This window comes from Rhodoplanes sp. Z2-YC6860 (genome assembly GCF_001579845.1).
GTDB lineage: Bacteria > Pseudomonadota > Alphaproteobacteria > Rhizobiales > Xanthobacteraceae > Z2-YC6860.
The window spans coordinates 5,668,721-5,680,835 of the sequence record NZ_CP007440.1; the positions used below are offsets into that span (position 1 = coordinate 5,668,721).

The window sequence follows — 12,115 nt, forward strand, 5'->3', positions numbered from 1 at the left end:
TTCGCATTTACTGCACAGCCCCATGACGTTGCCCCTGTCGCTTTCCGTCCGCACCGAACGCTGGCCGATCGCCGGATCGTTCTCCATCAGCCGCGGCGCCAAGACCGAGGCGCAGGTGGTGGTCGTCGAGCTGAGCGACGGCCGCCACCGGGGCTACGGCGAATGCGTGCCTTATGCGCGCTACGACGAGACCTTGCAGGGCGTAACCGAGGCGCTGCGCAAGATCGGCGACAGGCTCGCCCTCGGTCTCGACCGCAAGGCGCTGCAGCAGGCGATGCCCCCGGGGGCGGCCCGCAATGCGCTCGATTGCGCGTTCTGGGATCTCGAGGCCAAGCGCGCGGGCAAGCCTGCCTACGAACTCGCCGGCCTCGCTCAGCCTAAGCCGCTGACCACGGCCTACACCATTTCGCTCGGCACGCCGGAGTCCATGGCGGCGGCCGCGCGCGACGCCGCCACGCGCAAGCTCCTGAAGATCAAGCTCGGCGCCCCGGGCGACCGCGACCGCATCTTTGCGGTGCGCAAGGCCGCGCCCTCCTCCGAGCTCATCGTCGACGCCAATGAAGGCTGGACCATCGAGACGCTCATTCCGAACTTCACGGCCTGCGCCGACGCGGGCGTGACCTTGGTCGAGCAGCCGCTGCCGGCGAACGCCGACGCGCCGCTCGGATCGATCACGCGCTCGGTGCCGATCTGCGCGGACGAGAGCGTGCACGACCGCGCGAGCCTCGCCAAACTCGCCGGCCGCTACGATGCCGTCAACATCAAGCTCGACAAGGCCGGCGGATTGACCGAAGCGCTGGCCATGGCCGTCGAAGCCGAACGGCTCGGCTTCCGCATCATGGTCGGCTCGATGGTTGCGACCTCGCTCGCCATGGCGCCGGCCATGCTGGTGGCGCAGCGCGCCCGCGTGGTCGATCTCGACGGCCCATTGCTGCTCGCAAAAGACCGGCCCGATGGTCTACGCTACGACGGCAGCCTGGTTTATCCGCCGACGCCCGCGTTGTGGGGATAGATGCTGACACGACGCACACTCGCTCTGGGGTTCGCGGCAAGCGCGCTCGCGACGCGTTCCGCGCTCGCCGACACATATCCGGTGCGGCCGATCAAGATGATCGCGCCGTTCACGCCGGGCTCGCCGGTCGACGTGGTGGCGCGGCTCCTCGCCCAGCAGCTTTCGACGGCGCTGCCGCAGAGCGTCGTGGTCGAAAACCGGCCCGGTGCCGGCACCATCATCGGCATGAAGGCGACAACAACCGCCGCGCCCGACGGCTATACGCTTCTGTTCCAGAGTTCGAGTCTCGTCGTTGCGCCGGCGATGTACAAGAACCTGGACTTCGACCCGCTCAAGAGCTTCGCGCCGGTCGCCAACGTCGCCTGGGGCTCGTGGGTCACCGTCGTGCCGCCGGACCTTCCGGTGCGCAACGCCCGCGAGCTCATCGACTATGCCAAGGCCAATCCCGACAAGCTCGCCTTCGGCTTCGGCCAGGGCACCGCGCCGCAGCTCGTCGGCGAATGGTTCAACAAGACCAACGGCCTCAAGATCGCCAGCGTCCCTTACAAAGGCGGCATGCAGGCCGTCACCGACATGATGACCGGTTCGATCCAGGTCAACATCGGCACCACCGCGACGCTGCTGCCGCTCATCCGTGAGGGAAAGATCCGCGCCATCGCGCAATGGGGGCCTTCGCGCGAGCCGGAACTGCCCGAGGTGCCGACCATGATCGAAAGCGGCTTTCCCGGCCTGTCGCTCGGCTTCTGGGCCGGGCTATGGGCGCCGGCCGGCACGCCGCAAGCCGTCATCGACACGCTGAACGCCTCGACCAACCGCGCGCTCGACATGCCGGAGACGCGCGAGGCCATGCGGCGGCTCGGCGTTGCGCCCCGCATCGGCTCGCCGAAGGATTTCGCCGATTTCATCGCGGCCGAGGCGCCGAAATGGCAGCGCATCGTCGAAGCCAGTGGCGTGCAGATCAACTGACGCGCCGCCGCACGTCAGCGAGATTTGAACCTTCAGGCCGGCCGGACACACCAAGGAACGGGAAGGCGCGCGGAGATTGCGCCATGAGATATCGCCTCGTTGTCGGCACGACGCTGCTCGGGTTCATCGCCGGCACCGCGTTGTTCGGCTTCATCGTGGGCGCAGCGACGCTCAGCGTCGTCGCGGTCGCAACCACCGCGGGCGCCTACCCGATCGGCGGCGGCTCGCCCAGCGTGTCCCACGCCTCGTTCGGCATTCACAATTCCATGTCCTCGTCGCTCGGCGACAGCGGACGGCGCAACACCTTCCGGAAGCCGCTCGATTCCGACGGCCCCGACATGAGCGATGCGGCCACGAAGTCCATCGGCAGCGGCGGCGTCACCAAAAGCGGCGGCAATGGCCCGCTCCCGCGCCGATCGGGAAATGCGCGCAGCCCGCGCCACTAAAACCGCTGCGCCGCGGCCACCTTCTGGTCGAACTTGTCGTTGGGGATTGCCATGAAACCCACCATGAAACCCAAGCTGCTGCTTGTGGCGGCGACGTTGGCCGCATGCACCACGGTCTCGAATGCCGCGGACGAAAAGGCCCTGTTGGGGCACATCATGTGGTCTGCGTTTGAGTGTTCGGCTTATGCAGAGCTGGCGGAAGAAAAAACCGAGCAGGAACGATTGTATCTTGTCGGCCTCAACGCGGGCCGCACCTTCCTGGAAGCGATGAAAGCCGGGCAGATACCGGAACAAGCCGTCAACGAGGCAGTCCCCATCAATGTGCTGCAGCGGCTTAAAGGTCCAAGCAACGAAATGGTCATCGGCAAAATCCACGCGGCCGCCACAGGCTCGGCACGTGATGAGATCGTAAAGCAGAAAAGGAGCATGTGGGGCTCCACCCAAAAGCAAGAGGCGCGATCCACTTACGCCAACAGGAACTGCATTTTGATCAGGTGAAATGAAATTTCGTCTGACAAAGAAACGCTCGCCGACGTCAACCTTCGAGCCCAAGCGGCATTTGCCGCTGCCATCGTCCACCGCGACTTCGCTATACTTCGCGTGACGATTCGCACCCATCTGGCGCTCCCTTCATGCCTCCATCCCTCTCCAAAAAAGCGCGAGAGAAGGCCGCTTCCGACCTGGCCTTCGCGAGCGAGCTCGAAAGATCCGGGCTGTTTGACGAAGCAGAGCAGCGCTATCGCGCCGTGCTGCAATCGGATCCCAGGCAATGGCAGGCGCTGCATCAGCTTGGCTCGATTTTCCTGGAGCGCGGCGATCACGTGCAGGCGCTGGAATACATGGCGGCCGCCATGAAGGCCAATCCGGCCTCGGCCGAAGCCAAATCGAACTACGGCTTCATCCTTCAGAAGATGGAGCGTCACGAGGAGGCGCTGGATTATTTCAGCAGATCGCTGGTGGTGCGGCCGACCTATGCGCCGGCGTTGCTCAATCGGGGCGTGAGCCTTCATCAACTCGGTCGCCTGCAGCAAGCGCTGGACAATTTCGAGCGCGTGCTGGCACTGGAACCGCGCAACGTGAAGGCACTCTACAACCGCGCCAACATCCTGCATGAGCTGAGGCGCTTCGACGAAAGCCTGGCGACATTCCAGCAGACGCTGGCTCTTGCGCCCAATTATGCCGAGGCCCAGTTGAACGAAGCACTCACGAGGCTGCTGCTCGGCGACTTCGAGCGCGGCTGGCGGCAGTACGAATGGCGCTGGAAAGCCGAAAGCCAGCGGCACCAGCGCCGCGACTTCGCGCAGCCGCTTTGGCTTGGTGGCGAGGCTCTCGCCGGGAAGACCATCCTGGTGCACGCCGAACAGGGCTTCGGTGACGCCTTTCAATTCGTTCGTTATCTGCCCAGGCTTGCCGCGCTGGGTGCCGAGGTCATCCTCGAGGTGAAGCCCGGCCTGCGGGCGATCCTGTCCGGGATGAATGGCGTCGCGCGAGTCGTCGAGCAAGGCGAGCCGCACCCGCATTTCGACGTTCATTGTCCCATCATGAGCTTGCCGTTGGCGTTCAGGACCACCCTGGACACCATCCCGGCGGACGTGCCGTACCTGAAAGCGCCTCCTGATCGCTTGCAGAAATGGAGCCACTTGTCATCGCGGCAAGGCTTTCGCGTTGCCCTGGCCTGGGCAGGAAGCGCCACGCACAAGCAGGATCAACTTCGTTCGATTCCCCTCAAGGAGTTGGTCCCGTTGATTGCGGGCGCCGACGGCGTCGAATGGCTCAGCGTGCAACGCGAATTGCGGGCGGGAGATGCGGAGTTGCTCAACGAGCTGCCGAAAGTGCGCAGCCTTGGCGGAGAACTGGAGGACTTTGCAGATACCGCGGCGGTCCTGTCGCAGGCCGATCTGGTCATAACGGTCGATACGGCCGTTGCGCATCTGGCCGGTGCGCTGGGGCGGCCCGTGTGGTTGCTGGTGCAATACTCCCCGGATTTCCGCTGGCTGCTCGACCGGGAGGATAGCCCCTGGTATCCAACACTCAGGATTTTCCGACAGGACCAGTTGCGCGATTGGAGCGGTGTTGCCGGGCGGGTGGCGGAGGCGCTCAAGAGCAGCGTTCGCGCCGCAACCTAGACTGGCCGATCTCATTCTACCCCAGAGCGGAAGCAACAGGTTAACCTGCCGCTACCGGACAACTGGATTCTTGCCGATTCGTGCTCAGCTGCTCTTAGATATTGGGAGATACCCTCCAAGACTGGCTTCATCTCGATTCCCAATCGGCAATGCCATGAATGATCCCGAACCCGAAGAAACCAAGGCTCGACGCTTTGCGGCATTACCGAGATGGAAGCGATGGCTCGTCTACCTCGGCATCATTAACGGCCGCTTCTTGCTTATGAGCGACGCCGAAAGGCAAACAATCAAGGACGAGCAGACCAGACGATTGTTGGAAGATTGGCCGATATGGAGCAGGTTGCTCGCGACAGCGGGGCTTGTGGTCGCCGCGATTGCCGGACCCTTGCAATTTTATCTGTCAGGACAATTGACGATTGGATCGAGCAAGCTCGGATGGACCAGAACGATTATTCCCTCTGAAGAACCGACGCTTTTCGTTACGACGTTGCTTCTTCTAGAGTGCACTTTCGTTTCGATGCTTTATCTCACAACCAAGATTTTCTACTTTAATGGCCATCAGTCACGGTGATCGCTTTCATGCTGCCGTCGGGACAAAGCGGATTTGAGTCCACGACCTAAATCTTCGAGCGTCGCGACAGCGCCCCTCGATCGAGCAGCATTTCGCGAGCTCTGGCCAGGCGCTTGTTCACCACCGAATCCGATGCGCCCGTGACTGCCGCGATCTCGCTGCATGAGAGGCGGATGCATTCACGGAGAACGATCGTTTCCCGCAAGGAAAGCGGAAGCGAGGCAATGAGTGCTTGAACCGCGGTCTCGGCATTTACGTTTGGCGGCTCGGCGGCGCTCGGGTCGTTCGCGCTTGCCACCGTCAAAGAAGATTTCTGGTCGCCAAGGTCGCTATCTCCGCGTTGTAAAATCTCCCGGACACAGACCATTCTCAAAATCTTCAGGAGCCACAGCTTCGCGGTGGCGTCCCGATAGTCATCGATGTTCATCATCGCTTTCAGATAGCACTCGTGAACGGCGTCTTCGGCGTCGGCGGGCTTGAGCAACAGAAAGCGCGCATAGGTGTAGAGGTCGTCGAGATGAACGAGCACGACGTCCCGGAGCGGCCGCTCGGTCCGTTTTTCCGGCTTCGCGTCGACAACGGCGTCTCGCTTGCTTGCCACAACGGCAATCTGTTGTGAGGCCGGCAGGCTGCCGGCACTGCTCGTCACCGAGGTCGTCCGAAGGCTCCGGTGAGAGGCCTTTGCCGTGTTTTCCAGACAAAGCTGCGTGCGCATGACCGATACCTGCAATACTTGGTTCCCATGCGCGGGGTGGTATCGGAATCCGGCCCGTGTGGTCTTGGACGGTCGCGCCAATCGATGGGACACGGGCGACATCCAATGATGCCGGGATCATCCGTTCGGAGGACGGCGCTTCAAATTCCAGGCCTTACAGGGAATGGCGCATTCGCTCATAGGGCCGTGACTATCGAACACGCGAAGCCTGATAAGGCGCGAGGCTTTCGGGGACCTGTAGCGCCGGCGGCACTCTCTTGCGCCTGTTCCGAAACTTTCGCGGTGCTGGATTGGACAAGGCATGGACGTCACAGCTCATACATCGCCGTATCGTGTGCCGACCTTCACCTATGCGGGACCGCCGGAGGGGCCTGCTTACGAAGCCTGGCGGGAGGAGTTCTGCCGCCGCTTCTGCCAGCTCGATGCGGAAACGGCCACGGCCGACCGCATCGAATGCACTGTCGAGATCAGCCAGGCTGGCCCCCTGTCCTTCGGCACGGCCCATGGCTCGTCCGGAAGCTTCGTTCGCACCCGGCCTCTGCTTTCGGACGGCCATGACGATCTTGTTTTGCTGACAGCCATCAAGGGCGATGCTCTTGCAGTTCAGCGCGGCCGCAGCATCGAACTCCGGCCATCGGAAATGTGCCTGACCTCGCTCGACCACATCGGCGAGAGCCGTCTGAGCGAAGGCGGCCGCTACACGGCCCTGCGCATGCCGCGCCGCGATCTGATGGCGTTGTCCAGGAACATCGAGGACAAGCTCGCGAGACCGCTTCAGGGAAGCGCCGCCCTGAAACACTTCATCAGCGAGTATTTTGCGTTGTGCGCCGGGACGGCCCCTGCCCTCGACCTCACCGTCCAGCACGTGATGGCGCGGCAAATGATGGAGCTGGTCGCGCTCCTGGCGGAAACCGGCGGCGATGCGCCGTCTCGGACTTCCGGCAACGGCTTCGGCACGGCGCGCCTTCAGCTCATCCAGACTCAAACGCTCGAGAACCTTCATGACTGCGGCCTGACCATCGCGTCGGTCGCACGTCGTGCCTGCTTGAGCCCCAGGCAGGTGCAACGGTTGTTCGAGCAGACCGGCTCGACGTTTTCGGAATTCCTCCTCGAGCAGCGCCTGCTGCTCGCACATCGCCGCTTGTCCGCCGCCGGCACGAGACGGAATAAGATCAGCACGATCGCGTTCGATGCCGGCTTCAGCGATCTGTCCTATTTCAACCGCAGCTTCCGGAAACGGTTCGGCATGACGCCGTCCGAATGGCGGGACGATCAGGTCTTTGCCTAAAGTGCGCCCATCTCTGGGCAGCTCATGACGTCGTGTTCGGCTTTGCTTCGGAAGATGCCGCGCAAGCCTGGATCGAAGCCGGCCTACTGCTCTTTCCGCTTCCAGACCTGTGAGTCGCGTTCCAACAGATCATCAACTCGCCGGATGAGCCTGCGCGAATTGTCGATCACCTTCCGGGACTCCAGGCCGATTGTCCGCATATCGGTGCAGACATCGGCGTCGCGCTTGGCTATCGCTTTTCGTCGCGGCTCGAATGCTCGCATGGTTGCCCAAAATGCATCCGACATAGTGCGCTCCCTGTCTCTACAGGCGGGAGCGCAGGAGCGTCTCTCAGCCACCGGCGCCTGCAGGCATGGAGCCGCTGCTGGTGATGGCACTACAATGCCGCAGAACGAACTTTGGTTCCAATTGCATTGTCCGATACCCGTCATATCCGGCGTGGCTAGAAAAAAAGGACCCACCATCCCAAATCTTGGTAGTGGGTCAGTTTGCTTGCGTAGCGGACATCATTTTCGAGTTGGCTTCGCGCCGTAAGCGGACTTGAGCAAACGCAGCATGTGCCGTGCGATGATCTCGTCGGCCGACGGCGATCAAATCTTTTCTTCAGCGAGCCGCCTCCCGCCAGACTTTTGCAAGGCGGCTTCTGATCTCGTCACCCGTATATGGCGTCAGCGTGCGGATATGCTCGTCGGAGAGCTTCTGGTCGCCACTCTTCAAGATTGCGACCAACGGCTCACCTTTCTCCAAGGATATCTTCATCTCTTTCGCCGCCTCATCCTTCCGACCAAGCTCACTGAGGGTCGCCACGAGGTACGAGCGGGCCGGCCTGAAATTGTTGTTTTTCGCAAGGGCCGCCCGAAGGTGCTTCTCGGCCTCCTCAAAACGTTGCCTGGCGGCGTCAGGGTCCTTTGCCGAGGTCAGCACGCCCCACACGTAATAAGCCTGGCCGCGGTGGTAGTCGTAAAAGAACGGATAGATCGGATTATGAGCAATAGCTTCTTGCGACTTGCGAAGCGCTTCTTCCGGTTTCTCCATATAGATCAGCACATGCGCCCATAAGGCATAGCCATCTGCGTAGTTGTGATTGCGTTGGACCGCTTCCTCTGCCGCCTGCCTGGCCTCCTCATGTTTCTCCCTGTACAGGAGAACCCACCCAATTTGTTCGAGCGCATATGGTAACGACGGCTTGGGCTCGAGCTCCTTTCTTGCCAGCTCAACCGCCTTTTGCGCCATGCGATAGGCCAGTTCCTCCGAGGTCTGGGGATCCTTACTCCACCTCCCGTTGGAATCCTGCCGATGGGTCGCGGCCAGAATCGCGTACGCTCTTGAAAACTCGGGGTCCAGGCTAATGGCTTTCTCGAAAAGGCTCCGCGCTTCCGCATTGTCCTTGGGCGTGAAGCGCCGATAGAGCTCTGCCCCGCGCATGAAATATTCCCAGGCCACCGGATTGCTCGTGTATGGCCGCCCCATATTTTTTTCCTCCTCTTTCGTTAGCTTCACCGCCAGTGCACTCGTGATCCGCCGGGCGATCTCCTCCTGCACGCCGAAAACGTCGTGCAATTCCCGATCGTAGTACTGCGCCCACACGTGATAGCCCGTGTTGCCGTCGATCAGCTGTGCCGTGATCCGAAGCCGGTTGTCGGCTTTGCGCACGCTCCCCTCGACGACATATCGCACCCCTAACTCTCGGCTCACTTGCTCAATTCTGATCGCCCTGCCCTTGAATGTGTAAACGGAGTTGCGCGCGATCACGAACAGCCCAGTGAGCCTGGAGAGCTCCGTAATGAGATCCTCGGTCATCCCGTCGCTGAAGTATTCCTGCTCGGGGTCGCTGCTCATATTGAGAAAGGGGAGCACGGCGATCGAGCGCTTGTCCGGCAGCGGAGCTGGGGCCTGCGCCTCGCGGATGACCTGCGATAGGGAGTACCGTTGAGAGACCGATTGCCAGAGTTGTTCCCCGCCCCCGAGCAGCAGGACCAGCAGCGCGGCCGCAGCCAGGCTCCATCGCAGCCTGGATCTGGCGGCGCGCGGTTTCTGCTGGATGACCGCAGGGATCGGTCCCCCTGAACTTGTCCGTATGCGGTATACGCGTACTGGCCGCGCGATGTTCTTGAGCTGCTGCTCGCCCGCGTCCTCAAACACGATGTCGAGCTTGCCCTTCACGTCCTCCTGTACCCGGCCGGAAACGCAAATTCCCCCAGGCTCCGCCAGCGCCTCCAAGCGTGCCGTTATGTTGACGGCATCGCCCCAGAAGTCGCCGCCGTCGATGATGAGCTCCCCGAAGTTGATGCCCATGCGGAATTCGATTCGCTTGTCGTGCGGCACTTCGGCGTTGCGCGCCGCCATCCCGCGCTGCACCTCGACGGCACAGCGCACGGCGTCTACGACGCTTGCAAATTCCACAAGCACTCCATCGCCGATCACTCTCACGATCCGCCCGTGAAACTCCTTGATCTTGGGCTCGATGAGACCGTGCCAGTGTCCCTTCCACTGGGCGAGCGTGCCCTCCTCGTCGTTTTCCACGAGGCGGCTATACCCGGCAACATCGGCGGCAAGCATGGCTGTGAGCTGTCGTTCCGCTCCAGTCCTGCTCTTGCCAAGCTGAACGCGGTAAACCCTCACAGGCTGCGCGATGTTTTCGAGCTGTCGCTCGCCAATATCCTGGTAAGCGAGATCAATTTGTCCGCTGACCTCTTCGTAAACTTTGCTGGAGACGCAGATGCCGCCGGGCTCTGCGATGGCCTCCAGCTTTGCAGCCACGTCGATGCCGTCACCATGGACACGGACTTTGTCGTCGACCAGTTCGCCGATATTCACGCCGATGCGAAACTCCATGCACCGTTCTGGCTCGATGCCGACATTGCGCTCAGCCATCATGGATTGGATCGCGACCGCGCACTTGACCGCGTTCACGGCGTTTGGGAATTCGGCAAGAATGCCGTCGCCAGCATCGATGACGCGCCCGCCAGATTCGACAACCATCGGAACGATGACGGCTTGATGCCCTTCGAGATCACACGCGGTGTGCGCCTCGTCTGCACCCACCAACGCGCTAAACCCGGCGATGTCAGCCGCGAGAATAGCGCTTAGCCGCCGTTCCACACGGGCTTCGGCCATAGTCAACATGCCGCACCGCCGAACAGCGTCATGCACTCGCGCTGCCGCAGGTCGAACATCAGGCAGCCCCTTGCCTTCGCCTGGCCTATGGGCAGTCTACCGCAGGTTCGGCCAGTTGCAGAGTGGGGACCAAGTCGTTGGAGTCCGGCTGAATTGTCACAAATCCGATGCGTCGTACGCGAGATGCAAATTCGATGCTCGCAATGCGCGGTATCTCGTACTATTGACGCATATATTTGTTCATGATAGGTTCTGATTTGCCTCGCTTACTGAGGGCGTCGTCTAGAGACGTCTATTTGGCGGAGCGGGGTGTGGCGCCTGCAGGCGTGGCTCGTGACCACGTCCCAGGGTGTGAGGTCATCGTCCGTCCCCGATGAGGGGGCCGCCTTCAGTGGCAGGGCGCGGTCGGGTGAAAGCGGGCGCAAATGCCCCTGGAGCATGGTGGGTGAAAGCCCAGCCGGTCCGATCGAATCTCGAACGGTGGCCTCGCAATAAATCGCCACAGTGGAGCGCCGGGAGGCGAGCGGACCTGATCGCAAAGGTCCGCGGGCGCCCTCGCAAAGCGCCCAGATATCTGCGCCGTCTCGGCGCTCCGCTCCCTCACTCTGTGAGGGGAAGGAAAAAGAGAGAGGCGCTGGCCCCGCGCCTGATCTGAAGGGGCCGATGAATCACGCCTGGATGGATGTTGGGATGACGCGTGCGAGCGCGGACTGTTTGACATGTGAATCTGAATCGCTGCGCCGCCGGCGATCCTCGACCGGGCAGTTCCCCGGAAGGCGTCGGCTCATGACGTTCCGCCAGCGACCGAATAAGGTCATGATAGGCGGCGATAAGAAGCATAACGAATTCGGGAGTACGCCATGATCAGCCGACGCGCGCTGCTCGCGGCCGGTGCCGTTTGCGGCACAGCCCTGGTCACACGAGCACGGGCGGAAGGCTTCCCGGATCGCCCGATCCGCATGATCGTGCCGTTTGCGCCGGGCGGCCCGGTCGACGTCATGGCGCGTCTCGTCGCCCAGCCGCTCGGCGGCGTCCTCGGCCAGCCTGTCGTGGTCGAGAACCGCGGCGGCGCCTCGGGCGGTATCGGCTCGAAGATCGTCGCGTCGGCCGCGCCGGACGGCTCCACGCTTCTTTGTGGCAACATCAGCTCGCTGGTGATCCAGCCGATCACCACCAACAGCCGCGACTTCGACCTGTTCAAGTCGTTCGTGCCGGTGGCGCGGCTGTCGCAGAACGTCGAGGTGCTGGCGGTGGCGCCAAACTTTCCCGCCAGCACGGTGCGCGAGCTCATCGCCTACGCCAAGGCCCACCCCGGCGAACTCAATTACGGTTCGGGTGGCGTCGGCAACATCAGTCAGCTCGCCGCGGAACTGTTCCGGCTGCGCACCGGCATCGACATTGTCCACGTGCCGTTCAAGGGCGCGTCGGAGGTCTACACCGCGATCCTCGGCGGCCAGGTGCAGATGTATTTCGGCGATATCGGCGGCATGCTGCCGCTGATCAACGAGAAGCGGCTCAAGGCGCTGGCGCTGTCCGGCGCGACGCGCTCGCGGGAGCTGCCCGATCTGCCGACGATGATCGAAAGCGGCGTGCCGGACTATCAGGTCTCGACCTTCATCGGCGTCATGGCGCCCGCCGGAACGCCGCCCGCGGTGGTGACGCAGCTCAACCGCACGATCAATCACAGTCTTGGCACGCCGGAGGTGGCCGCCGTCGCGGCCAAGCTCAACGCCGACCTGACGCCGCTGTCGCCGGAGGATTTCGGGGCGTTTCTCTACAAAGAATACGACAAATGGTCCGATGTCGTGCGCGCCGCCGGCATCAAGATTGAATGAGCCGGCGCGGCCGTTACGATGGAATCATCATGCGGCAAA

Annotated in this window: 11 protein-coding genes; 8 read left to right on the forward strand and 3 right to left on the reverse strand. The window is 62.4% G+C overall.

Features of this window, described 5'->3' with window-relative positions:
• Positions 1-22: 22 nt before the first annotated feature.
• From dgcA to RHPLAN_RS26785, 6 genes are all read left to right on the forward strand, one after another.
• Positions 23-1,012: an N-acetyl-D-Glu racemase DgcA gene (dgcA, locus tag RHPLAN_RS26760; protein WP_068024545.1), complete on the forward strand. Its 990-nt coding sequence runs from the start codon at positions 23-25 to the stop codon at positions 1,010-1,012.
• Positions 1,013-1,978, forward strand: coding sequence for a Bug family tripartite tricarboxylate transporter substrate binding protein (locus tag RHPLAN_RS26765; RefSeq protein WP_068024547.1), 966 nt, complete (start codon positions 1,013-1,015; stop codon positions 1,976-1,978).
• Between the two features lie 83 nt (positions 1,979-2,061).
• Positions 2,062-2,424 (forward strand): hypothetical protein, encoded by a 363-nt coding sequence (locus tag RHPLAN_RS26770; protein ID WP_068024551.1) that lies wholly within the window; start codon positions 2,062-2,064, stop codon positions 2,422-2,424.
• A gap of 51 nt (positions 2,425-2,475) precedes the next feature.
• Entirely contained in the window at positions 2,476-2,922 is a 447-nt protein-coding gene (locus RHPLAN_RS26775) for a hypothetical protein (RefSeq protein WP_068024554.1), read from the forward strand.
• 134 nt (positions 2,923-3,056) lie between these two features.
• Positions 3,057-4,550, forward strand: a complete 1,494-nt coding sequence (locus RHPLAN_RS26780) for a tetratricopeptide repeat-containing glycosyltransferase family protein (RefSeq protein WP_068024557.1) — start codon at positions 3,057-3,059, stop codon at positions 4,548-4,550.
• Between the two features lie 154 nt (positions 4,551-4,704).
• Entirely contained in the window at positions 4,705-5,121 is a 417-nt protein-coding gene (locus RHPLAN_RS26785) for a hypothetical protein (RefSeq protein WP_068024558.1), read from the forward strand.
• Positions 5,122-5,167: 46 nt separating this feature from the next.
• On the opposite strand, the gene RHPLAN_RS26790 is transcribed toward RHPLAN_RS26785, so the two are convergent.
• Positions 5,168-5,836 carry a sigma-70 family RNA polymerase sigma factor gene (locus RHPLAN_RS26790; protein ID WP_198164505.1) on the reverse strand — a complete coding sequence of 223 codons (669 nt, stop codon included), beginning with the start codon at positions 5,834-5,836 and terminating at the stop codon, positions 5,168-5,170.
• A 301-nt stretch (positions 5,837-6,137) separates the two neighbouring features.
• Between RHPLAN_RS26790 and RHPLAN_RS26795 the strand changes: the two genes are divergently transcribed.
• Positions 6,138-7,124, forward strand: coding sequence for an AraC family transcriptional regulator (locus RHPLAN_RS26795; protein ID WP_068024562.1), 987 nt, complete (start codon positions 6,138-6,140; stop codon positions 7,122-7,124).
• Positions 7,125-7,207: 83 nt separating this feature from the next.
• Here RHPLAN_RS26795 and RHPLAN_RS26800 read toward each other — a convergent pair whose 3' ends face one another.
• Both RHPLAN_RS26800 and RHPLAN_RS26805 read right to left on the reverse strand, forming a co-directional pair.
• Positions 7,208-7,411 carry a hypothetical protein gene (locus tag RHPLAN_RS26800; RefSeq protein ID WP_157100505.1) on the reverse strand — a complete coding sequence of 68 codons (204 nt, stop codon included), beginning with the start codon at positions 7,409-7,411 and terminating at the stop codon, positions 7,208-7,210.
• Between the two features lie 316 nt (positions 7,412-7,727).
• Positions 7,728-10,241, reverse strand: a complete 2,514-nt coding sequence (locus RHPLAN_RS26805) for an adenylate/guanylate cyclase domain-containing protein (RefSeq protein WP_068024570.1) — start codon at positions 10,239-10,241, stop codon at positions 7,728-7,730.
• An 860-nt stretch (positions 10,242-11,101) separates the two neighbouring features.
• On the opposite strand from RHPLAN_RS26805, the gene RHPLAN_RS26810 reads away from it, so the two are divergent.
• Positions 11,102-12,076 carry a Bug family tripartite tricarboxylate transporter substrate binding protein gene (locus RHPLAN_RS26810; RefSeq protein ID WP_068024575.1) on the forward strand — a complete coding sequence of 325 codons (975 nt, stop codon included), beginning with the start codon at positions 11,102-11,104 and terminating at the stop codon, positions 12,074-12,076.
• Positions 12,077-12,115: the final 39 nt, after the last annotated feature.

Excerpts from the sequence above, each read along its gene's own strand:
- dgcA (WP_068024545.1), top strand. The coding sequence starts at position 23 with ATGACGTTGCCCCTGTCGCTTTCCGTCCGCACCGAACGCTGGCCGATC.
- RHPLAN_RS26765 (WP_068024547.1), top strand. The coding sequence starts at position 1,013 with ATGCTGACACGACGCACACTCGCTCTGGGGTTCGCGGCAAGCGCGCTC.
- RHPLAN_RS26770 (WP_068024551.1), top strand. The coding sequence starts at position 2,062 with ATGAGATATCGCCTCGTTGTCGGCACGACGCTGCTCGGGTTCATCGCC.
- RHPLAN_RS26775 (WP_068024554.1), top strand. The coding sequence starts at position 2,476 with ATGAAACCCACCATGAAACCCAAGCTGCTGCTTGTGGCGGCGACGTTG.
- RHPLAN_RS26780 (WP_068024557.1), top strand. The coding sequence starts at position 3,057 with ATGCCTCCATCCCTCTCCAAAAAAGCGCGAGAGAAGGCCGCTTCCGAC.
- RHPLAN_RS26785 (WP_068024558.1), top strand. The coding sequence starts at position 4,705 with ATGAATGATCCCGAACCCGAAGAAACCAAGGCTCGACGCTTTGCGGCA.
- RHPLAN_RS26790 (WP_198164505.1), bottom strand. The coding sequence starts at position 5,836 with ATGCGCACGCAGCTTTGTCTGGAAAACACGGCAAAGGCCTCTCACCGG.
- RHPLAN_RS26795 (WP_068024562.1), top strand. The coding sequence starts at position 6,138 with ATGGACGTCACAGCTCATACATCGCCGTATCGTGTGCCGACCTTCACC.
- RHPLAN_RS26800 (WP_157100505.1), bottom strand. The coding sequence starts at position 7,411 with ATGTCGGATGCATTTTGGGCAACCATGCGAGCATTCGAGCCGCGACGA.
- RHPLAN_RS26805 (WP_068024570.1), bottom strand. The coding sequence starts at position 10,241 with ATGGCCGAAGCCCGTGTGGAACGGCGGCTAAGCGCTATTCTCGCGGCT.
- RHPLAN_RS26810 (WP_068024575.1), top strand. The coding sequence starts at position 11,102 with ATGATCAGCCGACGCGCGCTGCTCGCGGCCGGTGCCGTTTGCGGCACA.